We start from the raw sequence: 23,970 nt of genomic DNA on the forward strand, positions 1-23,970 counted from the left end.
ATTGAGTTTGGTTATTTATGTTTTAATCTATTTTATTTCTAAAAAATGCGACTTTAGGTAATTTGTTATTTGGTTTTTGCCTAAAGATGCGCATTATGAACCTGGTAGTTTTACTGCCAGGTTTTTTTATGACTTTCCATAAATGGACTAATAACTCAATATAGTACACGGATGAGGCGGATTTACTTCGTAAAGACGCAGATTAAAACGGATTTTTTTACTTAATTTTTTAGATAGATTAATAAAAAATCTGCTAAATCTGCGAGAAACCCTTTGCGAACTTTGCGTATACCTTCGCTCCCGATAGCTATCGAGATTGCGGTTAAAAAACTTTCACTATTTTTGAGATCAAATACAATTGTTTCAGAATCCATGCAGAAATTCACTAGCTTAATTGCACTACTCTTTATTTTCACAATAAGTACAGCTCAAAATAAATTCGGAAATCCAGAAGTTGATCCCTTACAAATTCAGAAAACCTACGAGCAATGGTCGGTTTATAATAAAGGAATTATGCTTTCGAGAGATTTCACTGCACTTGATTCATCTTCAAAAGAAATCTCAAAAGAAGCTTTTTTAGATCAGCTGGCAAATGGAAATTTCATTCCAGTTCGATTGAAATCAGAAGCAAATATGTATGTTTATAAGCTATTTAAAATTCAACCAAAAACAGATTCAAGCATAAAAGCGACCATCAATCAAATTGGTTTTGATGCTTATAAAAACTACAAAATGGAAGGAACCGCTTTTCCAAAATTTTCATTTAAAGATTTAGACGGAAATCTGGTTAGCAACGAATCCATGAAAGGAAAAATCATTGTGATCAAATGCTGGTACATTCACTGCACGCCTTGCATTAGAGAATTTCCTCAGGTAAATAAATTAGTTTCAGAATACAAAGATCGAAACGATATTGTTTTTATGAGTTTAGCCGAAGATTCAGCAGAACAATTAAAAACATTTTTAGCTATAAAACCTCTTTCCTATTCTGTAATTCCTGATATGAAAGAATATATGAATGAATCGTTGCAATTGAATTCTTTCCCAACACATTTTATAATAAACAAAGAAGGAATGATTGCTAAAGTGCTTCCTAATTTTGAAAGTCTTGAAGTGGCTTTGGCGAAGGAAAGTAAATTGTAAGTTTTAATTAATCTCGCAAAGTCGCGAAGTCGCAAAGTTTTATGGCAAAGTAACCTCATTTTTGTCATTTCGACTGAAAGGAGAAATCGCACTAGTTAATCGACAAAGTAACCTCATTTTTTGTCATTTCGAGGAACGAGAAATTTCCACAAGAAACTATACAAAGATTGTTTTTTTGTTGCGGAGCTACTCGCAAAGATTTCTCGTTCCTCGAAATGACAAGATTACGTAGTAATCAATTTGGTGAAACAAAACTCTGCGCCTTAGCGACTCTGCGAGAACCTCTCATCACCAGCATAAAAAACTTAGTCCCTTTGCACCTTTGCAACTCTGAACCTTTTTCCGTACTTTTGCACCAAATTAATTAAAAAGACATTCATGTTAACAGTCAATAATTTATCAGTTCAATTTGGCAAACGAATTTTGTTTGACGAAGTAAATACCACATTCACTCACGGAAATATTTACGGCGTTATTGGAGCCAATGGTGCTGGAAAATCTACATTTCTAAAAATTATTTCAGGCGATATGGACCCAACTTCTGGGCACATTCATTTAGAACCAGGAAAACGTATGTCGGTTTTAAACCAGAACCATAACATGTTCGATGAGCATACTGTTTTGGAAACCGTTTTAATGGGAAATAAAGTTCTGTACGCTGTTAAAAAAGAAATGGATGAACTTTATTTAGATTATAATGATGCTAATGCAGACAGAATAGGGGAGTTACAAGTTCAGTTTGAAGAAATGAACGGATGGAATGCCGATTCTGATGCTGCTGCAATGTTATCTAACTTAGGAATCACAGAAGCAGATCATTATACTTTAATGGCCGATATGGAAGGAAAGATGAAAGTACGTGTGCTTTTGGCACAGGCACTTTTTGGAAATCCTGACTTGCTAATTATGGATGAGCCTACCAACGATTTGGATTTCGAGACAATCGCTTGGTTAGAAAACTTCTTGGCAAACTACGAAAATACTGTAATTGTGGTGTCTCACGACCGTCACTTTTTAGATGCGGTTTGTACACATATTTCTGATATTGATTTCGGAAAAATCAATCACTACTCAGGAAACTATACGTTCTGGTACGAGTCTAGCCAATTAGCGGCAAAACAGCGTGCGCAGCAAAACAAAAAAGCAGAAGAGAAGAAACAAGAGTTGGAAGAATTTATTCGTCGTTTTAGTGCAAACGTGGCGAAATCGAAACAAGCAACTTCTCGTAAAAAAATGATTTCGAAATTAAATATTTCAGAAATTAAACCTTCAAGCCGTCGTTATCCTGCGATTATCTTCGATCAGGATCGTGAAGCTGGAGATCAGATTTTGAATGTAGAAGGTTTAGCAGCTTCTGTAGACGGAGAAGTTTTATTCAAAGACATTAACCTGAATATGGCAAAAGGCGATAAAATCGTTCTTTTCTCTAAAGATTCACGTGCTACAACTGCTTTCTACGAAATCTTAAACAACGAACAAAAAGCAGATGCTGGAAACTTCGATTGGGGAATTACAACCAACCAAGCGTATTTACCAGCTGAAAACCACAAGTACTTCGAAAACGATTTGACTTTAGTTGACTGGTTACGTCAGTACGCTAAAACAGAAGAAGAGCGTGATGAGGTATTTATTAGAGGTTTCTTAGGGAAAATGATTTTCTCTGGAGAAGAAGCTTTAAAAACGTCTAGAGTTTTATCTGGAGGAGAAAAAGTACGTTGTATGTTGTCTAGAATGATGATGGAGCGTGCAAACGTTTTAATGCTTGACGAACCAACAAACCACTTAGATTTGGAGTCTATTACGGCTTTCAACAACTCATTGAAAAACTTTAAAGGTTCTGTAATCTTCACAACGCATGACCACGAGTTCGCGCAAACTGTTGGTAACAGAATCGTAGAATTGACGCCAAACGGAGTTATCGATCGTTACATGACATTTGACGAATATCTTGATGATGAAAAAATTCAGGAACAAAGAAAGAAGATGTACAATCTTTAATTTTTTGAAATTCCAATAAATTGTAAGTTCCAATTATTGAAATTCCAAATTCCAATTTACAATCTTTGACTTTACAACTTTGTCAAAGTTTAAAACTTTGACAAAGTTCTATACCCATAAAAAAATCCCAAACTCCAAGTTTAATTTGGAATTTGGGATTTTTTATTTGTTTATTTTTCTACTATTTACTGCCGAACATTTTAGCGAAAATCCAGATAATAATCGCAATAATAAAAATTACGATAAAAATCCCGAATCCCATTCCGGCTTTAAAAATGTCTCCAATAACTTCACAGCTTGTAAATGAAAACAGTATTACGAATACCATTAACAATCTTAGTATTTTATTTTGCATGACTTCTGATGTTTTAAATTGATACTTAAAATTACTTCAGGAATAGGCAAAATGTGTTATAGAATTTTTTGGAAATGTTTTAGGATTTGGATCGTATTAAATGTGTTTTTAATGAGTTTAAATTAGATTATAATTTGTTGTAATCTTTTATCCCCATTCTGCGATAGCCCAATTAATCAATTCTTCTTCTCTCCTTTCAATATTTTTAATGTCCCATTCATCATATTCTTCTACAATTTTTTGTAGAGATAAAAGGCGATTTTCTTTTCTGTATGCAACTTTTTTATTTATAAATGATTTATTATATGCTTCACTATTAATTTCGGGAGTTACAATAGTTAAATTACCCAATCTATGGATGTTATTAGGAGGCAATTTTTGCCAATTAGAACTAGGGCTTTGTGGGTAAATGTGCTCAATGGTTTGATTTAAACTGCTTTTCCATATGTGTATCCAAACAATTTCTGGAAAATTATAACCTTTTTTAGCATTCAAATAAGTTTCGTATTTATAGAAAAAATATCTTAACTCATCCTTCCAATTATTTGCTTCATACAAATCTTTGTCTTTGATCTCACGAATGATTTCTGAAATTTCAAATTCTGAACCTAGATTTTTGATAGCTCTTTTTATATCATCTTTAGGAAAAGCAATTTTTTGCTCATTAATAATTTGTTGTTTTCTAAATATGTTTTGAGATAATTTTACATATTCGCCAACTTTTGATCTGCTATCTTTTCCAGCAATTCCAAATATTCTAAATGAAACTTTCTCCCATATTATTCTAAGTTCTTTCTTTTCATCTTCAGAAAAATCTTCACGTAATTCAATTGCTAGTTTTAGTAATCTAACGTGAGATATTTTAGTGACAGCATCTAAAAAAGGATTTTGTCTAATTATTAAAAGCTCTTTTGATACTTTTAATAACCAATTAGAAACATAAACTACTTTGCGAGGTTTATCTCCACAATATGTTCGAATAAAATCGAGTGATTCCTGTGCGCTTAGTGATTTTGATAAATTATTTTGATTTAGTAAAGTTGCTGCGAAACGTATAATTTCGTCACCATGAATTTCATTAAGACCTATTGTCCTATAAATATTGCTCCATATTGTATGGAGTTCAATCATTGTGGAATTAATAGTTGATTTGTCTTCAGTGACTTCGTAGACAATTCCTAAAAGTAAGCTTTTGCATTTGTCTAACCAATCTACATCTAAACCCCTACTATTTAGAACTTCAAATACTGTGTAAACAATTCCTTCGTCTTCAATTATATGGAGGATAAATTTTAGTTTATCCATAATTATTTGATAAAGAGAAGATAATCCCCATTTTTCTCCCCAAGACTTTACAAATATTTCACTTTCGGAGAATGCATCACTTAAGTTTCTTTCAGCTTCAATGCTAAGATCTGAAATGCTAGGTTTCGAATTGTTTCTTAGGTATTCAGAAAATACATTTGATGTGTCGTGATTAGTTTGTAATAAAATTATTGTTTCATCTTTTTCTTTTACCAAAAGTTTTTTTAAATCATCAGCAATATCCTTTTCTTCTTTATTTCCGCTTTCGAGCATAAAACATAAAGATTTAAGTAATATTATTAAAGATGTAATTCTTTGTTGACCATCAACTATGTCTAGAACATCGAATCTACTTCCTCCAATTTGCCTTTTATTTTTAGAAAGGCACACTAAAGTTGCCATGAAATGTTCTTTGTCTTTTTCTCTAATTTTAATTATATCATTAAATAAATCCCTTCTTTGTTTTTTGCGCCAACTATATGTTCTTTGATAATCAGGTATCTGAAATAATCTATTTGTTAGCAAATCATAAAGCGACAATAGTTCGGGTCTTGTGAAATTCATATGATTGATTTAAAATATGGTTGTTATTGCGTAACTATAATTGAATGATATCTTGTGAGAATTTATCACACAATTTTTCATGCTAAAATATACTTTAAAATTTAAAATATACTTAAGAAGTAAAATTTTATTATAGTTATTATTCGATTTCAAAAATAAGAGTTATTCTTTAAATGCTTAAATATTTCCCCTCTCAACACCCCAACAAATAAAATCAGATTCCGTATATTTGCGCAACCAAACATTACAATCGCTTATGAGTCAAAAAGTATTACTTAATTCGAAAGAAGTTACTATCATACTCCATCGTTTGGCTTGTCAGTTAATCGAAAAACATCTTGATTTCTCTGAAACTATTTTAGTTGGAATTCAGCCAAGAGGCGTTTTTTTAGCTGAACGTTTAAAACAAATATTAGAAAACGAATACAAGGTTCCTGAAATTTCTTTAGGATATCTGGACATCACTTTTTTTAGAGATGATTTCCGTCGTACTGATAAACCGCTTGAAGCCAATAAAACCCAAATCAATTTTATAGTCGAAGACAAAAAAGTCATTTTTATTGACGACGTTTTGTTTACAGGAAGAAGCATTCGTTCGGCGTTAACTGCCATTCAATCTTTTGGAAGACCTTCAGAAATTGAATTATTGGTTTTAATTGATAGACGTTTCAGCCGTCATTTACCAATTCAACCCGATTATAGAGGTCGTCAGGTAGATGCTATTAATGGTGAAAAAGTAATTGTAAGCTGGAAAGAAAATGATGGTGAAGATGTTGTTCACCTAGTGACAAATTAGTTTAATCGGTTAACCGGTTAATTGTTTAATCGGAGAAACTCAATGATTAGACAATTAAAAATATAAAAAGTTGAACCGTTAAATCGGTTAACTGTTTAATCGCAAAGCAAACGATTAAACGATTAAACAAATAAACAGTTAAACATTAAACATGAAAGAATTAAGCGTAAATCATTTATTAGGAATAAAATATATCAATGAGAATGATATTAACCTGATTTTTGAAACGGCAGATCATTTTAAAGAAGTCATTAATAGACCGATTAAAAAAGTTCCTTCATTACGAGATATTACCATTGCCAATATTTTCTTCGAAAACAGTACAAGAACCAAACTCTCTTTCGAATTAGCGCAGAAACGTTTATCTGCTGATGTAATCAGTTTTTCTGCAGCTCAGTCATCGGTTAAAAAAGGAGAGACCTTGATTGATACTGTAAATAATATCCTTTCGATGAAAGTTGATATGGTTGTAATGCGCCACTCTAATCCCGGAGCGGCTTATTTTTTATCTAAAAATGTCAAAGCCAGTATCGTAAACGCCGGAGACGGAGCGCACGAGCATCCAACACAAGCTTTATTGGATAGTTATTCGATCAGAGAAAAACTAGGTGATGTTGCTGGAAAAAAAGTAGTTATTGTAGGCGATATTCTGCATTCGAGAGTAGCCTTATCCAACATATATGCTTTGCAGATGCAAGGCGCAGAAGTAAAAGTTTGCGGACCAAAAACGCTTATTCCGAGATATATTGAATCGCTTGGTGTTACCGTTGAACCGAATTTGCGTAAAGCGCTAGAATGGTGTGACGTTGCGAATATGCTTCGTGTACAAAACGAACGTATGGATGTGAATTTTTTCCCATCGACACGCGAATACGCCCAGCAATACGGAGTGGATAAACCGCTTTTGGATTCACTTGGAAAAGAAATCGTAATCATGCACCCAGGACCAATTAATAGAGGAGTAGAGATTACTTCTGAAGTGGCAGATTCTGATCATTCGGTGATCTTGAATCAGGTGGAGAATGGAGTTGCGATTAGAATGGCGGTTATTTATTTGCTGGCTTCTAAGATACAGTAGGTTTTTTTTAGTGGTCAGTGTTCAGTTTTTTAGTGTTCAGTTTTAAGTTTTTTAGTGATCAGTCGCAGTCGCAGTTTTCAGTTTTGAAATGAGTGTTGCATTGAATGAATTGTTTTTTAAAAACGAAATGTGCTTTGCGAACTTGGGCTTCGACTTCGCTCAGCCTGACAAACGTGAAACGTGAAACCTCAAACTTTAAACCTGAAACTTGAAACAACAAAAAAACTTACTAAATTAGCATTATAAAATACAAGCCCCCACAAATTATAAAAATGAAAGTAGATCAAAAAGGACATACCGTTACGATTAAAGATACTCAAGGAGATGTAAACGCTTTCTTGGAAAAAGTGACGCAACAGTTTAAAACCTTTGAAAAACAAAATATTATAATCGATTTATCAGCTGATGCAGCAATTACAGAAAAAGACTTGAAAGCTTTTTTACCACTTTCTAAGCTTCATAAAAAAGCAAAAAAATCTTTTGTTATAGTTGCAATCGATCTTGATTTTAACGCTATTTCAGATAAATTAGCGGTGGTTCCTTCACTTTTGGAAGCGCATGATATTATCGAAATGGAAGAAATCGAAAGAGACCTGGGGTTTTAATTTTAGATTTCTGATTTTAGATTTTAGATTTTTGAATGCTAAATCTAAAATGTTTTGTCAATCTAAAATCTACATTCTAAAATCTAAAATCAAAAATGAAACTTACTATACTTGGCTGTTATGCCGCAACTCCGAGAACACTTACTAATCCGACTTCACAGGTTCTAGAAATTAAAAACCGATTGTTTTTGATTGATTGTGGAGAGGGAACTCAAGTTCAGCTTCGAAAGAATAAGATTAAATTCTCAAAAATTAATCACATTTTTATTTCCCATCTTCATGGAGATCATTTGTATGGATTAATTGGGACGATTTCTACTTTTTCTCTTTTGGGAAGAACAACCGATTTACATGTTTATGGTCCAAAAGGAATTAAAGAATTAATTCTTCTTCAGTTAAAATTGACGGAATCTTGGACAACTTATTCTTTGTTTTTCCACGAATTAGAATCAAAAGAAAGTGAAGTTATTTTTGAAGATAAAAAAGTTGTTGTAAAAACGATTCCGTTAAAGCATCGTGTTTATACCAATGGCTTTCTGTTTCAAGAAAAACCAGATGAAAGAAAACTAGATATTGAAGCAGTTCAGCGTTATGATATTCATGTGGCTTATTATCAGAAAATTAAAAATGGAAGTGATATCACACTTGATGATGGAACTGTAGTTGAAAATAAAAAATTGACTTTTGATCCGCCGCCAACAAAAAGTTATGCCTTCTGTTCTGATACGGTTTACAACGAAGAGATCATTCCGATTATAGAGAATACGGATATTTTATATCATGAGTCTACGTTTCTGGAATCTGAAGCAAGACTGGCAGAAAAAACATTGCATTCTACAGCAAAAGAAGCGGCCAATATTGCATTGAAAGCCAATGTAAAACAATTAATTTTAGGTCATTATTCAACACGTTACGACGGAATTGAGCGTTTTAAAGAAGAAGCCGAAACGGTTTTCCCAAATGTGCTTTTGGGAGATGATGGACGTAGTTTTGAGTTTTAATTTAAGGTTCTAAGGTTCTGAGATGCTGAGATGCTGAGGTTCTAAGGGAATGAGTTTTTATGTGGTTGTTTCAGGTTTAACATTTTACGTTTGTCAGGCTGAGCGAAGTCGAAGCCCACGTTTGCAAATCAAGTTCTATTTATAAAAGCACTTCGACTTCGCTCAGTGTGACAATCTAATATTCAGATTCCGTGAACCTGAAACCTGAAACTTGAAACAATAATCAACAATCTAAAATCATAAGTCATGAACGATTTAAGTAATTATAGAAAATCTTACGAGAAAAGCGAATTGCTAGAAAGTAGTATCCCCGAAGATCCAATCAATCTTTTTAACCGATGGTTTCATGAGGTTGAAGATTTTGGAGGAAGCGGGGAGGTGAATGCCATGACGGTTTCTACAATTGGATTGGATGGTTTTCCAAAGGCTCGTGTAGTTTTATTGAAGAAGTTTTCGGAAGAAGGATTTATCTTTTATACCAATTACAATTCTGAGAAAGGAAAAGCAATAGAAGCCAACCCAAATATTTGTTTGTCTTTTTTTTGGCAAGAAATGGAACGTCAGGTTATTATAAAAGGAATAGCTCAGAAAACATCTGAGATTATTTCAGATAATTATTTTGATTCTCGTCCTGATGGCAGTAAGCTTGGAGCGATTGTTTCAAAGCAAAGTGAAGTGATTCCGTCCAGAACTTTTTTAGAAGAAAACTTAAAAAAACTAGAAACTGAATTTGAAGGAAAAGCAATTCCCAGACCCGAAAATTGGGGAGGCTATATTGTAACTCCATTACAAGTTGAATTTTGGCAGGGAAGACCGAATAGACTTCATGATAGAATTCGCTACACGAGCCAGTCAGATTTTTCTTGGAAGATTGAAAGGTTGTCTTCTTAAAAGTAGTTTTACGTAAGAATTTTACATAATAAATAAAAAAATAAATGCATTTCATCGATTAATTTTGCACTTTAACGGTAAATTGAATACGTTTGGTATACAATAATACGAACGAATTTATTCAAAGATAAATTTAAAGGATTTGCCCCAACATTTACTTTAAACCGCTAAAATGCTGATGATTATGAAAAAGATTATGCGCACCATGTTGTTCATTGCGATTCTTGTCGCAATGAACGCATGTTCTGCTGATTCCGCTGAAGCTGGCTTGGAAACTTCTACTCCAACAGAAACACTTGTTGCAAATTACACCTACAACGATACCGAAATAGAGACGATGAGATTAATAAACGAATACCGTTTGAGTATTGGTTTAAATTCTCTGGAAAGAATTAATCATATATCTTATAAATGTGAAGAGCATAATAAATATATGATTCAGAATAATGTTGTAGATCATAACGATTTTGTTGCTAGGTCTACTAATATGACTAATGTATTGGGAGCTAAAAGAGTAGGAGAGAATGTTGCCTACAATTATAAAACCCCAGAGGCCGCTGTGAGAGCTTGGCTTGATAGTCCAGGACACAAAGAAAATATAGTTGGCGATTATACTCATTTTGGGTTATCTGTAACAACAGATCCAGCTACAGGAAAAAAATACTACACTAACATATTTGTGAAGCTTTAAAAATATATTGAACAGGTTGGTTTTTTAGAAGTCGTTGGGATTCATAGAATTGCAACGACTTTTTAAATTTAAAAAAGCCGCCATAAAGGCAGCTTTTTTGTTTATGTGTTTTTTTTAGGTTATAAAGCAGTAATAATAAATTCGCTTCGTCTGTTGGCTTGATGTTCTTCTTCTGTACATTGGACGCCGTCTGCGCATTTATTAACCAATTCTGTTTCGCCATATCCTTTTCCGGTTAATCGGTTTGGGGCTATTCCGTTTTTAATGAGCCACTGAATGGTTGATTTGGCTCGACGGTCAGATAACGCTTCGTTGTACTGGTGCGATGCCCTACTGTCTGTGTGCGAGCGGATATCCAGTTTCATGCTTGGATTATCGTTTAAAACAACGAGTATTTTTTCTAGATCCAACGCCGCTTCTGTTCTAATATTTGATTTATCCAAATCAAAATAAATCATTTTGATTCCGAAACATTTTCCTAAATCATCACCGACTGTAACCTTGCAAGTTGATTTTTCAAGTGCAATCGGAAGATTGGTCTTGCCGCTTGTTTTGTCTATGGTTATATTTACTTCTTTTGTAGCAAATTCAGGTTTTTCTGCTCTTACGAAATAGGTTTTTCCGCATTCAACATCAAAAGTGTATAATCCGAAACCGTCTGCAACGGCAGAGTTTTTAATGTTCATCTGGTCATCATACAAAGTGACTTTTGCTCCTGGAAGCGCAACTCCTGTTTCGGCATCCGATATTATTCCGTACAGCTGTTGGATGCATTTTAGCCTTCTGGTTTCTAAGAACCTGTAGATGTCATCAGAACCCTGTCCGCCCTCTTTGTTGGAAGTGAAAAATCCTCTTCTTGTTTCAGGATCAATGATGTACGCAAAATCATCTTTTGAAGAATTGACATCTGCCCCAACATTCTGAATGTTGCTTACTTTTCCATTATTGTCAATATTGGCGACAAAAACATCCAATCCTCCCAGACCCGGATGTCCGTCAGACGCAAAATAAATCTCGTTTTCAGAAGTTAAGTAAGGATACGTTTCTTTTCCTTCCGTATTAATCGTGTTTCCGAGATTTTGCGGAGGGCCATAACCGCCATTTGAATTTATAGTTACTTTATACAGATCTGACTCTCCAAAAGATCCTGGCATGTCTGAAGCAAAATAAAGCGTTTTCTCATCTGGGCTCAAAGCCGGATGGGCTGTGCTGTAATTATTGCTGTTGAATGGAAGCTCGACAATGTTAGTCCATTTATTGTCTTTTCCCAGCTCCGCTTTGTAAAGCTTGATTAAGGTGACTTTACTTTCGTCCTTCCCTTTTTTGCCGTCAATATAGTTGTTTCTGGTAAAATAGACTGTTTTTCCGTCTTTTGTAAAAACAGGAGAAGCTTCGTGAAATTTGGTATTAATAGCCGATTTAAATTTATTCACTTTTGATGCGGTTCCCGTTGCGGGATCCAGATCAGCATTATAAATATTGGTGAAATATTCTCCTGTCCATTTGTGTTTGCGCTGCACAAAATTTCCCGTATCTCTAGCAGATGCAAAGTAAATTTTGTTGCTGTATACAAATGACCCGTAATCGGAGTATTTGCTATTAATGCCTGCGTCTTCTATCTGGTACCTCCCAGAATTTGCTTTTATCTGATCCAGATAGTTTAGATCTTCTTTATAAAGTTTTCCTCTATTGTCATTTTTTGAAATGGCATTAAAATCTTCTAAGAGCTTATTGGCCTTTGTCATATCTCCAGTTGATTTTAGGGATTGCGCATATCTAAAATAGTATTCTGGCTCAGGATTAGGATTCATGGCAAATAATTCGCCATACCATTTAGCCGCGTTCTGGAAATCTGAGTTAAAATAATAGGCATTTCCCAGTTTTTTAAACATGTTTTCAGATCTGTAGCCTTTGGCCGCAACTTTTTCATAAGTCTTTATTGCATCGACATAGGCGTAGCTGTCATATTTTTTGTCTGCAGCATTTATTTTTGCCTGCTGGGCATAGCTGCCGAATGAAAAAGCGCCTATTATTGCAGCGAAAAGTAGTGTATAGTTTTTCATGATGCCTTATTTTTAGAAGAAACGAGGGGTTGTCATTTTGCCTTTGTTGGAGAAGAATTCATAACGCAGGAATATCTCATGCGAACCTGAATTGTAATTGTTCAATTTGGTGGTTTCCCGATCATAGCCGTAACCTAAATAAAGTCCGTCTGTGATCTGAAATCCAACCATAGCACTTAATGAAGCGCTCCATCTGTAGGCCGCACCAATCATAAATTTATCATAGAACATAAAATTCGCAGATAGATCTACTTGCAATGGTGCCCCTTGAACCATTTTGGTTAAAACAGCGGGTTTAAATTTTATATACTGGTATTTGTCAAGATCGAATACATAACCTCCAATTAAGTAGTAATTGATTCTGTCTTTATAAATAGCAACATCATTGTCGTCGTAACGGTTTGTTTCAATAAAGTTTGGAACTGACAAACCAATGTATGCTTTGTCAGAATGCCAGTAGACTCCAGCTCCAACGTTTGGAGAGAATTTACTATTTAAATCCTGAAACTGAGGGTCTCCCTGATCTGCAGGATTTAATTTGTTTACATCTAAATTGAAGATATTTGCCGTTCCTTTAATACCAAACGAAAGCTTAAAATCTGCAGAGGTCTGAATGGTGTAAGACAGATCCACGGAGATGTTGTTTTCATTTGTAGGGCCAATTTTGTCATTGACCAATGAAGCTCCAATGCCTAATCTGCTGTTGTTTATTGGCGTATTGATTGAGAAGCTGCTGGTCTCTGGCGCTCCATCAAGACCAACCCATTGGGTGCGGTAAAGGCCAAATACGCTAAATACTCCACGGGAACCTGCATAGGCAGGATTTATGGCTATTGTATTGTACATGTACTGTGTGTACTGCGCATCTTGCTGTGCATAACCTGAACATGTAACTAACAGAATGACGAAGAAAAATAATTTTGTTCTCATAGTAGATTTTATTAATTTAATAATTACTATTGACTATTTAAATCATTGTTTTTTAATTAATTGTGTTTTGGAATTAATCAAAAAAATTATAGATTTTTTAATACGCTGCAAATATTTATTTGCAGCGTATTCTAATTGCTATCTAGATAAATATAAATACCCGTCTAGTTTATGATCTTGAACATTGTTGTTTCCATCTAGAGATTTATACGTAATAATGTAAAAATAGGTTCCAGTTGGTAGTCCGTCAGATTGCTTAACAGTTGTTCTTCCTCTTGAAGTTCCATCAAAAGCATTTGTTGTATTGTTATAATTTGAAGTTTCAAAAACTAGAATTCCCCAGCGATTATATATTTCAACAGTATTGCCTGGATAACAAGTTAGTTCATCAATATTGTCAATTTTGAAGAAATCGTTCATGTTATCACCATTAGGAGAGAAAGCATTATGCACTAACACATCACCACAAGCTAAGACTTTACAATCATCATTGATTTCCATGTTTAAAACTATGCTTCTTGGACAGTTTTGATCTGCTATTACATATTCAAAAATGTAATTGCCTAATGCTAAACCAAACGGATTAAGAATGCCTCCTTGTAACGCATTGGTATTGTTTTTATCTTGCCAAACTCCTGTTGTAGGGCTTCCTTCAGGAAGTAGGCTGCTTAAGTTAACCAATGTTGAATCATCGTTACATGCTGTCGATCTGGTTTCAGTAACACCATTTGGAACTACTATAATAGTAATCGTTGCGGTGTCACAATTTTCAGAACTTAATTTATCGCAGATTCTATAGCTATAAGTATAAGTACCGGCAGGTGTTAGGCTGGATACATTTACGTTTCCAGAATTGTCAATAGTAATGTTTGGATCTGTTTTAGTATTGTTACCTTCTGTAAGAAGTGTAAAGTTTACTAATTCAAGTGATGCGCGAGTTATTCCTTTTACATCGTTGCTCAATACATTGCCTACTAATCCAAAAGAATTACATCCAATATTATTGAAGTTGTCATCATTCGCTACTACTGGAGTAGGTGGTGCTGGCGGATCAAGAACTACTACTGTTACAATTGCGGTATCACAATTTCCAAAATCAGCTTTTTCGCAGATTTGATAAGTCAAAGTGTAAGTACCGCCTGGAGTGTTTGGTGCAACACTTATAGTTCCATCAGGGTTAATAGATATTGAACCTTTTGGATCCGGAATAGTGGTTGTTAGTGTTACATCATTTATATTTACTGGGCTACCATTTAATGTATCGTTAGTTAAAACGTTCCCTACAGTAGTTTGCGTTGCACTTGCTGTTATTGGTGCAGGAGTATCATCATTAGCCACTATTGCAAATGTTGGTCTTGCAGTACAATAAGGATCTGCAGGCGGATAACTAATTGTAATAGTCTCACTTGGATTAACAGTGAAAGTTACATTGGTAGTTGGACGTAATTTCTCAAATCCATCTGCTCCTTCAATCCATCTGTTGTTTTCAAAAATCCAGCCTGGCCAATCGATTCCTTTTCCTTGCTCGTCTACAACCGCTCCTGGCCACAATACACGACCACTTAATGGTAAATTGTTCATTGTTGTTACGACATTGTTGTTGCTGTCTGCCCAAGCAATAGTTACACCATTTGCAGGAATGAAGTTTACTGCTGTTACTACATAATCAATATATGGAACATCATTAACACATATTGAAGTTGCTGTAACAGTCATTACTGGAGCTTCAATTGTAACTGTAACTGTTGCAGTGTCGCAGTTATCTGTCTGATCGGCTTCGCAAATTTGATATACCAATGATAGTGTTCCCACAGGAGCATTTGGCAGTACATCAACAGAACCATCAGGATTTAATTGTAAAAACTCGTTTGGTGTTACAGTTGTAATGATAACATCAGATGCAGTTATGGCATTTCCTTCTAAAGTATCATTTGGCAATACATTTAATACATTAGTTGTAGTATGATTTACACCTGCAATTGGACCAGCACTATCATCATTGGCAACAATATCTTTATAATCTTTACAGCTTACACCAAAGTCGGCATCTAAATGAACTAAATCTTCTGGAGTTACCGTTACGACATAACCACTGTCTGTTGTTGTTTTACAAACGGTATGCAATTGCGATTTGTTTGTTTTAGCAGTTATGTTTTTTCCAGATATTGATGGAAGAACTTTTACTAAACCAGTTGCTCCTAAAGCAGCAGCCACGGCATCAAAGTTGGCATCTCTGACCAATTTGATCGCATAGTCTCCATAAGGATTTGCTGTCTCTGGACGATCTCTCCAGAATCCTTCGATACCCACTATAACTTCTTCATGATATCCGTTTGGACCATCGATTATTACATTGGCACTTAACGCATTTCCAAAACCTGCGGCATTTAATTCGCCATTGTTTTGTGGGCCAGTATAGCTTCCGTCTCCGTTAAGGTCAATCCATTCCCATTGGCTATAATCAATAGAACCATTTGAATCTGGAATGTTTTTGGTAACCACTCCATCATTATTGGCATCGTACCATTCATCTTGAATTCCGTTATTGTTAAGATCATACCAAACATAATCCCCAAGAACTGGAAGGTTCGATTTTCCGTATTCAAAGTTATGAACTTGGAAAGCACATTCTTCAAGAGTAGTAAAGAACAAGCTTGAATCAACAGGATATAATTGATGGGCACTATTTAAATTAGCATCTTGAACTTGTACCAAATAGCTTCCAGCAGGCATTCCTGTAAAGCTGTACATTCCATCAGCACCAGTAATACGCATTTGTATTGGACCAGTAGTTGTTCCTTGAGGAATCAATGTCACAGGCACATTTGAAATTGGAGCATTCGTATCTACATTTATGATTTGTCCAGATATTTTAACTCTATAATCTGGTTCTGTAATCACAACTGTTGCAGTTGCTGTACAAGTTTGATTCTCGCCATTTACTACAGATGCTGCAGTAAGTGTATATGTTCCAGCTGGTAAATTAGTATTTCCAACTACCTCATTATTTTGGTTTGTAATCACTACAGTAGCTCCAGGACTGCTAGTAACAGCTATTGAACCGTTGCTTTCTCCTTTACAGCTTACATTGGTAGGTATACCGCTCACAGAAACTTTGTTTTCAACTGTAAAAGTTTGTACCAATTCAGTTTTATTTCCTGCACAATCTGTTAGGGTATAAGTTCTGGTTAAAATGTAAGATTCTCCATTACATCCAGTTCCTCCATTGTTAGTGTCATTTACAGTAATATTTACAGTTCCACTACAGTTATCAGCCGCATCTTTAATGTCTTCTGGACTTCCTGCTGGAATGTCTGCAGCATTTTGCAGATTAGCAACATCTGCTGGTGCAGTGCCTGTTGGAGGTGTTGTATCTCTTACTGTGATAATTTGAGTATAAGAAATTGAATTTCCTCCACAATCACTTGTTGACCAGTTGCGAGTTAAGGTATATTCTGTACCACATTCGTTTTTAATATCGCTTTTAGTTTCACTAAAAACAATTGGCAAGTCTCCGTTACAATTATCAGAAGCTTCCATATTGAATGGCTCTGGAACTGCATCACAAGAAACCGTAATATTCGAAGGTAATTCGCCAACGAAAGCTGGTTTTGTAGTATCCTGAATTGTAATTATCTGTGTGAAAGTTTCAGAAGTGTTTCCACAGTCGTCTTTTACAGTCCAAGTGTTGGTGTAAGTTCCAGCATTTCCACAGTTTTCAGAAGCTACAAACTGTCCGCTTACTTTAGTGATGTTAGAAACATCCGTATCGCATAAGTCAGAAGCAATTGGGAATTGTGCCTGAGCAGCAGCAAGTCCTTCTGTATCGCTGCACTCTAAAGTTGCATTTAGAGATCCGGCTTGAGTTGTCCAAGTTGGAGCAGTTGTATCCTGAATTGTAATTATCTGAGTGAAAGTTTCAGAAGTATTTCCACAGTCGTCTTTTACAGTCCAAGTGTTGGTGTAAGTTCCAGCATTTCCACAGTTTTCAGAAGCTACAAACTGTCCGCTTACTTTAGTAATGTTAGAAACATCAGTATCGCATAAGTCAGAAGCTGTTGGGAATTGAGCCTGAGCCGCAGCAAGTCCTTCTGTATCGCTGCACTCTAAAGTTGCATTTAGAGATCCGGCTTGAGTTGTCCAAGTTGGTGCAGTTGTATCCTGAATAGTAATTATTTGAGTGAAAGTTTCAGAAGTATTTCCGCAATCGTCTTTTACAGTCCAATTGTTGGTGTAAGTTCCTGCGTTTCCACATCCTTCAGAAGCTACAAACTGTCCGCTTACTTTAGTGATATTAGAAACATCACTGTCACAAGTATCATTAGCTATTGGGAATAAAGATTGAGCATTTGCTAAAGCCTGTTCGTCACTGCATTCTATAGTTTTGTCTAAAGATGCGGCTTGAGTTGTCCAAGTTGGAGCAGAATTGTCTTGCACAATTATGGTTTGGCTTACAGGAAGTGAAACATTTCCACAAGCATCTTTAGCGATCCATGTTCTTGTTTTGGTATAAGTTCCGGCACAATTTCCTTCTGTAGTAGTGTCTTCATAAGTCAATGAAGAGATAGTTCCGTTGTCATCAGTTGCTGTTGCCTGCGCAAAAACTGGCTCTGCTGGACAATTGATAGTAGAAACTGAAGGTAGCGGATCTATAACAGGTATAACGGAATCTCCATCAATAATAATTACAGTTTTTACGATGGTACATAAGTTAGCATCTTTAACCATAACATTATAAGTTCCAGCTTTTAGTCCTGTAGCTGTAGCATCTGTCTGAACAGGATTAGTATCCCAAGAGTAAGTGTAAGGACTTGTTCCGCCAGATGGTATAACAGTTGCAGAACCTGTTGTTCCACCTCCACAAGCTACATTAACTTGCGTTGTTGTTGCGCTTAAAGGAGCTTGAGGCTGACCAATTGTTATTTCGCATGTTGTAGTATATCCTAATTTGTCAGTAACTTTTACAGAATGTAAACCTGCTGTTAAAGCAACTGCTTGTGCAGTTGTTTCATCATTATCCCAAAGGTAAGTATACTCTCCGTTACCGCCCACAGCTGTTACCGTCGCTTTACCAGTATTCCCTCCATAACATTTTACAGCGCTATCTTGCGAAATACTACATGAAAGGACATTAGGTTCTGTAATTAAAACAGTACATTCTGTAAAGCAGCCATTTGCATCCGTAACTTTTACGCTATGTGTTCCTGCATTTAGAGCTACTGCTTTAGGTGTATTCTCGCCATTATCCCATAAGTAAGTGTAAGTAGGAGTACCCCCAATTGGAGATACAGTTGCCTCACCATTGCTTAAGCCATTAGAAGTTACTGGTTTATTTTGTATAACAGAGCATGATAAAGAAGCACCTGGCTGTGTAATAGTTACAGAAAGTGGCGTTGCAGAACATCCGTTGGCATCTTTTACAGTTACAGTGTATGTTCCAGCAATAAGTCCAGTTCTGTCTTCAGGATCAGTAGTTCCTGCAAGATCAGCCCAGTCGTAAGTGTAAGGCGCGACACCTCCAGAAGCTGTTATGTTGATAGCCCCTGTTGAAGAGCCAAAACACAATACATCAGTTTGAGACGTTTTAGCTACGGCTACTGCTGAAGCAGGCTGTGTAATGGTAACGGCAAGAGGCGCGGCAGAACATCCGTTTGCATCTTTTACAATTACGGTATAAGTTCCTGCAGGCAATGCAGTTCTGTCTTCAGGATCAGTAGTTCCTGCAAGATCAGCCCAGTCGTAAGTGTAAGGAGCAACCCCTCCAGAAGCTGTTATGTTGATGGCTCCTGTTGAAGAGCCAAAGCATAATACGTCAGTCTGAGACGTTTTGGCCACGGCTACTGCTGAAGCAGGCTGTGTAATTGTAACGGCAAGAGGCGCGGCAGAACATCCGTTTGCATCTTTTACAGTTACAGTATAAGTTCCTGCAATAAGTCCAGTTCTGTCTTCAGTATCATTAGTTCCCGCAAGATCAGCCCAGTCATACGTATAAGGCGCTACACCTCCAGAAGCTGTTATGTTGATGGCTCCTGTTGAAGCTCCAAAGCACAATACATCAGTTTGAGAAGTTTTAGCTACGGCTACTGCAGAAGAAGGCTGCGTAATGGTTACAGAAAGAGGTGCGGCAGAACATCCATTTGCGTCTTTCACGGTTACGGTATAAGTTCCGAAAGGCAATGCTGTTCTGTCTTCAGGATCGGTCGTTCCCGCAAGATCAGCCCAGTCATACGTATAAGGCGCTACACCTCCAGAAACTGTTATGTTGATGGCTCCTGTTGATGCTCCAAAGCACAATACATCAGTTTGAGACGTTTTAGCTACAGCTACTGCTGAAGCAGGCTGTGTAATTGTAACGGCAAGAGGTTCGGCAGAACATCCGTTTGCGTCTTTTACAGTTACAGTATAAGTTCCCGCAGGCAATGCAGTTCTGTCTTCAGTGTCATTAGTTCCCGCAAGATCAGCCCAGTCGTACGTATAAGGCGCTACACCTCCAGAAGCTGTTATGTTAATCGCTCCTGTTGAAGAGCCAAAACACAATACATCTGTCTGTGAAGTTTTAGCCACGGCCACTGCAGAAGCAGGCTGTGTTATAGTAACGGCAAGAGGAGCTGCAGAACATCCGTTTGCGTCTTTTACGGTTACCGTGTAAGTTCCTGCAATAAGTCCAGTTCTGTCTTCAGGATCATTGGTTCCCGCAAGATCGGCCCAGTCGTAGGTATAAGGCGCTACACCTCCAGAAGCTGTTATGTTGATGGCTCCTGTTGATGATCCAAAACATAATACATCAGTTTGAGACGTTTTAGCTACGGCCACTGCTGAAGCAGGCTGTGTAATTGTAACGGCAAGAGGTGCGGCAGAACATCCGTTTGCATCTTTCACGGTTACGGTGTATGTTCCTGCTGGCAATGCTGTTCTGTCTTCAGGATCAGTCGTTCCTGCAAGATCAGCCCAGTCGTAAGTGTAAGGCGCAACTCCTCCAGAAGCTGTTATGTTGATGGCTCCTGTTGAAGCTCCAAAACATAATACGTCAGTTTGTGAAGTTTTAGCCACGGCCACTGCAGAAGCAGGCTGTGTGATTGTAACGGCAAGAGGAGCTGCAGAACATCCGTTTGCGTCTTTCACGGTTACGGTGTAAGTTCCTGCAGGCAATGCTGTTCTGTCTTCAGGATCAGTAGTTCCTGCAAGATCAGCCCAGTCGTAAGTATATGGCGCTACACCTCCAGAAGCCGTTATGTTGATGGCTCCAGTTGAAGCTCCAAAGCATAATACATCAGTTTGGGAAGTTTTAGCGACCGCTACTGCTGAACCTGATTGTGTAATTGTCACAGTAAGAGGCGCAGATGTACATCCTTTAGAATCTTTTACGGTTACGGTATAAGTTCCGGCAATAAGCCCTGTTCTGTCTTCAGGATCAGTGGTTCCTGTAAGATCTGCCCAGTCATAAGTATAAGGTCCGACACCTCCAGAGGCTGTTATGTTAATAGCTCCAGTTGAGGCTCCAAAACATAATACATCAGTTTGAGATGTTTTGGCAACGGTTACTGCTGAAGCAGGCTGTGTTATGGTTACAGATAGAGGCGCGGCAGAACATCCGTTTGCGTCTTTCACGGTTACGGTATAAGTTCCTGCAGGCAATGCTGTTCTGTCTTCAGGATCATTGGTTCCCGCCAGATCGGCCCAGTCGTAAGTGTAAGGCGCTACACCTCCAGAAGCTGTTATGTTGATGGCTCCTGTTGAAGAGCCAAAGCACAATACATCGGTTTGGGAAGTTTTAGCTACGGCTACTGCTGAAGCAGGCTGTGTAATAGTTACAGAAAGCGGAGCGGCAGAACATCCGTTTGCGTCTTTCACAGTTACGGTGTAAGTTCCTGCAATAAGTCCAGTTCTGTCTTCAGGATCATTGGTTCCCGCCAGATCAGCCCAATCGTAAGTGTAAGGCGCTACACCTCCAGAAGCTGTTATGTTGATGGCTCCTGTTGAAGAGCCAAAGCACAATACATCGGTTTGGGAAGTTTTAGCCACGGCTACTGCTGAAGCAGGCTGTGTTATGGTTACAGAAAGCGGCGCGGCAGAACATCCGTTCGCATCTTTCACAGTTACGGTATAAGTTCCTGCAGGCAATGCTGTTCTATCTTCAGGATCAGTCGTTCCTGCAAGATCAGCCCAGTCGTAAGTATATGGCGCTACACCTCCAGAAGCTGTTATGTTGATTGCCCCTGTTGAAGATCCAAAGCATAATACGTCAGTTTGAGACGTTTTAGCTACGGCTACTGCTGAAGCAGGCTGTGTAATTGTAACGGCAAGAGGCGCTGCAGAACATCCGTTGGCATCTTTTACAATTACGGTATAAGTTCCTGCAGGCAATGCAGTCCTGTCTTCAGGATCAGTTGTTCCCGCAAGATCAGCCCAATCGTACGTATAAGGTGCTACACCTCCAGAAGCTGTTATGTTAATAGCTCCAGTTGAAGCGCCAAAACACAATACGTCAGTTTGGGAAGTTTTAGCGACCGCTACTGCAGAACCTGATTGTGTTATGGTCACAGTAAGAGGCGCAGAAGTACATCCTTTAGAATCTTTTACGGTTACGGTGTATGTTCCGGCAATAAGTCCAGTTCTGTCTTCAGGATCGGTTGTTCCTGCAAGATCGGCCCAATCGTAAGTATACGGTCCCACACCTCCAGTGGCTGTTATGTTAATAGCTCCAGTTGAAGCTCCAAAGCATAACACATCAGTTTGAGAGGTTTTGGCAACAGTTACTGCGGTAGCAGGTTGTGTAATGACAACGCCATTAATATTTGCAGAACAACCATTTGCATCAACAACTTTAATGTTATAAGTTCCAGCAGGTAAACTTTGTAAAGTATTTACAGTTGTTTCTCCGTTAATGTAATACTTAAACGGACCAGTTCCGTTTGTTACATTAATCTGAATTTTACCATCATTACCACCAAAACAAGTAACATTGCTTGTTGTTCCTAGAGCAACAGTGTAAAATGGAGGTAAAACGATATTAGAAGTTACAAAGTCTCGATTGGCATACCACCAAGTGTTTATGGTATTTAAATTTCCATATTGAGGAGAACCATTATTATTATCATTAAACCCATTCCATCTGTGGCAATTGCTTGGAGGAGTACCGTTTGGCGTACAGCCAGTAAGATTTAATTTTGAGTCAAAAGTACCTCCAGTATAAGTAATGTTGCTATCATCCCAATAGAATTTTAAAACATATCCAGATGGAGCCGCAGGTCTAACCGTAGTACAAGAGAAGCCATATTGATTTTCTTCTACATCATATATCGGGAAATGGAAAGCAGCTTGTCCAAAAGTAACTACTATTGGTATTGAGGTGCCTTGTGCTATAGTGTTTCCTAAACCATCTTTTCCATTCCAAGGAACACTTACGGCATAAGGAGGAGCTCCAGATGCTGTAACAGTTTGGGTAGTTAATACATCTTTTGTGCCTGGAGTATAAATTCCATCTCCACCGTTAAAGTCAAGAAGTATTTCGATAGTTCCACTTTTAAAAACACTGATGTTTATGTTACTTTCACCAATACCACAATTGGTAATACCGTTAATTTGGATATTGCCGTTATAAGTTCCATTTTTCCATATATTAATATCAGGATCATTTAAGAAAACCTCATATTTCGGACTCATTTGTGTAGCATTCGGTGCGTTGTAAATACTTTTTTGATCATTAGCCGCATTTCCTGAATTTCCAGGGCCTGTATTATTAAAAGCCACATTAAAATACCAAGGTCTAAAACCAGCACCATTAAAATTAATTTTATTTACAAAACCGTTTTGAGTAACAGCTCCAGTTGTAGAACCGTTATCTGGGGCGAAAACATAAAAAGCACCATTAAAATCAGTTTCAACATCATCCATTGCAAAAGCCCAACGTTTTGAATAAATACGTCCAGGAATTGATTTGTTTGAACTATTGGCAACTGTAATATCGTAATAGTTATAGTAAATTTCGGTACTGCTACCATCAGTTGTGCTCTCAAATTCGATATAGTAATCACCGGCAGGCATGCCATTTGGATTAAAAACTATAGGTGTATATCCAGCAGAAGTCACTCCGTCGATACCATTTGGACCATTTTGAGCTCTTGCAAGTCTTTGGCTTTCAGTACCGTTTATGTTCGATGAGGTACCATCCAAAGTGTAGTTTGCATATGCTACACTTCCATCAGGTCTTATGATTCTAAATCTAGAATTAATTTCAGTTCCAGTTGGACTTGATCTTCTAGCTCTACTAAAACCTAAATATACTTTTTCGCTATTTGGATTTTGAATTCTAATGTACAATCTCTGTGCATCTGTCGAACCATATCTACCAAAACTTCCATAAGTGCTATTGTTTATCGCAAGTGAAGCCCTATGATTAATGTCAGGAGTTGTTTGTTTGCTTCCTTCTCCAGCATAAACATTAAGAAACAAAATGCTTAATAGAAAACTTAGAAGGATTTTTATTCTTTTTTCGAAAGTAAAGTTTTTCATATTAAAAATTTAATATTGATGTAATATTTTAACTAACT

13 protein-coding genes are annotated in these 23,970 nt (G+C 36.9%); 8 read left to right on the forward strand and 5 right to left on the reverse strand.

The window, feature by feature from the left end:
* Positions 1 to 342 precede the first annotated feature (342 nt).
* Entirely contained in the window at positions 343 to 1,143 is an 801-nt protein-coding gene (locus tag ACFO3N_RS04145; RefSeq protein WP_379795423.1) for a TlpA family protein disulfide reductase, read from the forward strand.
* A 378-nt stretch (positions 1,144 to 1,521) separates the two neighbouring features.
* Complete coding sequence (locus ACFO3N_RS04150) at positions 1,522 to 3,141, forward strand: ABC-F family ATP-binding cassette domain-containing protein (protein ID WP_379795425.1); 1,620 nt, start codon at positions 1,522 to 1,524, stop codon at positions 3,139 to 3,141.
* 181 nt (positions 3,142 to 3,322) lie between these two features.
* Here the strand turns inward: ACFO3N_RS04150 and ACFO3N_RS04155 are convergent, their stop codons facing one another.
* Entirely contained in the window at positions 3,323 to 3,496 is a 174-nt protein-coding gene (locus ACFO3N_RS04155; RefSeq protein WP_008468862.1) for a hypothetical protein, read from the reverse strand.
* A 147-nt stretch (positions 3,497 to 3,643) separates the two neighbouring features.
* A complete protein-coding gene (locus ACFO3N_RS04160; RefSeq protein WP_379795427.1) occupies positions 3,644 to 5,365 on the reverse strand; it encodes a DUF262 domain-containing protein in 1,722 nt (573 codons plus the stop codon).
* A gap of 256 nt (positions 5,366 to 5,621) precedes the next feature.
* Between ACFO3N_RS04160 and pyrR the strand changes: the two genes are divergently transcribed.
* The 6 genes from pyrR to ACFO3N_RS04190 all read left to right on the forward strand — a co-directional run bounded on the left by pyrR (position 5,622) and on the right by ACFO3N_RS04190 (position 10,427).
* The gene (pyrR, locus tag ACFO3N_RS04165) at positions 5,622 to 6,161 is read left to right on the forward strand and encodes a bifunctional pyr operon transcriptional regulator/uracil phosphoribosyltransferase PyrR (protein ID WP_008468864.1); all 540 of its coding nucleotides are present in this window, start codon (positions 5,622 to 5,624) and stop codon (positions 6,159 to 6,161) included.
* 151 nt (positions 6,162 to 6,312) lie between these two features.
* Positions 6,313 to 7,239, forward strand: coding sequence for an aspartate carbamoyltransferase catalytic subunit (locus ACFO3N_RS04170; RefSeq protein ID WP_029273654.1), 927 nt, complete (start codon positions 6,313 to 6,315; stop codon positions 7,237 to 7,239).
* Between the two features lie 272 nt (positions 7,240 to 7,511).
* Entirely contained in the window at positions 7,512 to 7,844 is a 333-nt protein-coding gene (locus ACFO3N_RS04175) for a ribonuclease Z (protein WP_379795429.1), read from the forward strand.
* A gap of 95 nt (positions 7,845 to 7,939) precedes the next feature.
* Complete coding sequence (locus ACFO3N_RS04180) at positions 7,940 to 8,845, forward strand: ribonuclease Z (protein ID WP_379795431.1); 906 nt, start codon at positions 7,940 to 7,942, stop codon at positions 8,843 to 8,845.
* 246 nt (positions 8,846 to 9,091) lie between these two features.
* Complete coding sequence (pdxH, locus tag ACFO3N_RS04185) at positions 9,092 to 9,736, forward strand: pyridoxamine 5'-phosphate oxidase (RefSeq protein WP_379795433.1); 645 nt, start codon at positions 9,092 to 9,094, stop codon at positions 9,734 to 9,736.
* Positions 9,737 to 9,920: 184 nt separating this feature from the next.
* Positions 9,921 to 10,427, forward strand: coding sequence for a CAP domain-containing protein (locus ACFO3N_RS04190; protein ID WP_379795434.1), 507 nt, complete (start codon positions 9,921 to 9,923; stop codon positions 10,425 to 10,427).
* Positions 10,428 to 10,546: 119 nt separating this feature from the next.
* On the opposite strand, the gene ACFO3N_RS04195 is transcribed toward ACFO3N_RS04190, so the two are convergent.
* The 3 genes from ACFO3N_RS04195 to ACFO3N_RS04205 form a co-directional block, all read right to left on the reverse strand.
* Entirely contained in the window at positions 10,547 to 12,490 is a 1,944-nt protein-coding gene (locus ACFO3N_RS04195) for an OmpA family protein (RefSeq protein WP_379795436.1), read from the reverse strand.
* Positions 12,491 to 12,502: 12 nt separating this feature from the next.
* Positions 12,503 to 13,420, reverse strand: a complete 918-nt coding sequence (locus ACFO3N_RS04200) for a PorP/SprF family type IX secretion system membrane protein (protein WP_379795438.1) — start codon at positions 13,418 to 13,420, stop codon at positions 12,503 to 12,505.
* Positions 13,421 to 13,558: 138 nt separating this feature from the next.
* Positions 13,559 to 23,932 (reverse strand): T9SS type B sorting domain-containing protein, encoded by a 10,374-nt coding sequence (locus tag ACFO3N_RS04205; protein ID WP_379795440.1) that lies wholly within the window; start codon positions 23,930 to 23,932, stop codon positions 13,559 to 13,561.
* Between the last annotated feature and the right edge of the window lie 38 nt (positions 23,933 to 23,970).

The sequence above is a fragment of the Flavobacterium chungangensis genome (genome assembly GCF_042654045.1).
GTDB classification, from domain to species: domain Bacteria; phylum Bacteroidota; class Bacteroidia; order Flavobacteriales; family Flavobacteriaceae; genus Flavobacterium; species Flavobacterium chungangensis.

Coding starts and splice junctions, on each gene's coding strand:
- ACFO3N_RS04155 (WP_008468862.1), bottom strand. CDS start 3,496: ATGCAAAATAAAATACTAAGATTGTTAATGGTATTCGTAATACTGTTT.
- ACFO3N_RS04170 (WP_029273654.1), top strand. CDS start 6,313: ATGAAAGAATTAAGCGTAAATCATTTATTAGGAATAAAATATATCAAT.
- ACFO3N_RS04150 (WP_379795425.1), top strand. CDS start 1,522: ATGTTAACAGTCAATAATTTATCAGTTCAATTTGGCAAACGAATTTTG.
- ACFO3N_RS04180 (WP_379795431.1), top strand. CDS start 7,940: ATGAAACTTACTATACTTGGCTGTTATGCCGCAACTCCGAGAACACTT.
- ACFO3N_RS04205 (WP_379795440.1), bottom strand. CDS start 23,932: ATGAAAAACTTTACTTTCGAAAAAAGAATAAAAATCCTTCTAAGTTTT.
- ACFO3N_RS04160 (WP_379795427.1), bottom strand. CDS start 5,365: ATGAATTTCACAAGACCCGAACTATTGTCGCTTTATGATTTGCTAACA.
- ACFO3N_RS04175 (WP_379795429.1), top strand. CDS start 7,512: ATGAAAGTAGATCAAAAAGGACATACCGTTACGATTAAAGATACTCAA.
- pyrR (WP_008468864.1), top strand. CDS start 5,622: ATGAGTCAAAAAGTATTACTTAATTCGAAAGAAGTTACTATCATACTC.
- ACFO3N_RS04195 (WP_379795436.1), bottom strand. CDS start 12,490: ATGAAAAACTATACACTACTTTTCGCTGCAATAATAGGCGCTTTTTCA.
- pdxH (WP_379795433.1), top strand. CDS start 9,092: ATGAACGATTTAAGTAATTATAGAAAATCTTACGAGAAAAGCGAATTG.
- ACFO3N_RS04190 (WP_379795434.1), top strand. CDS start 9,921: ATGAAAAAGATTATGCGCACCATGTTGTTCATTGCGATTCTTGTCGCA.
- ACFO3N_RS04200 (WP_379795438.1), bottom strand. CDS start 13,420: ATGAGAACAAAATTATTTTTCTTCGTCATTCTGTTAGTTACATGTTCA.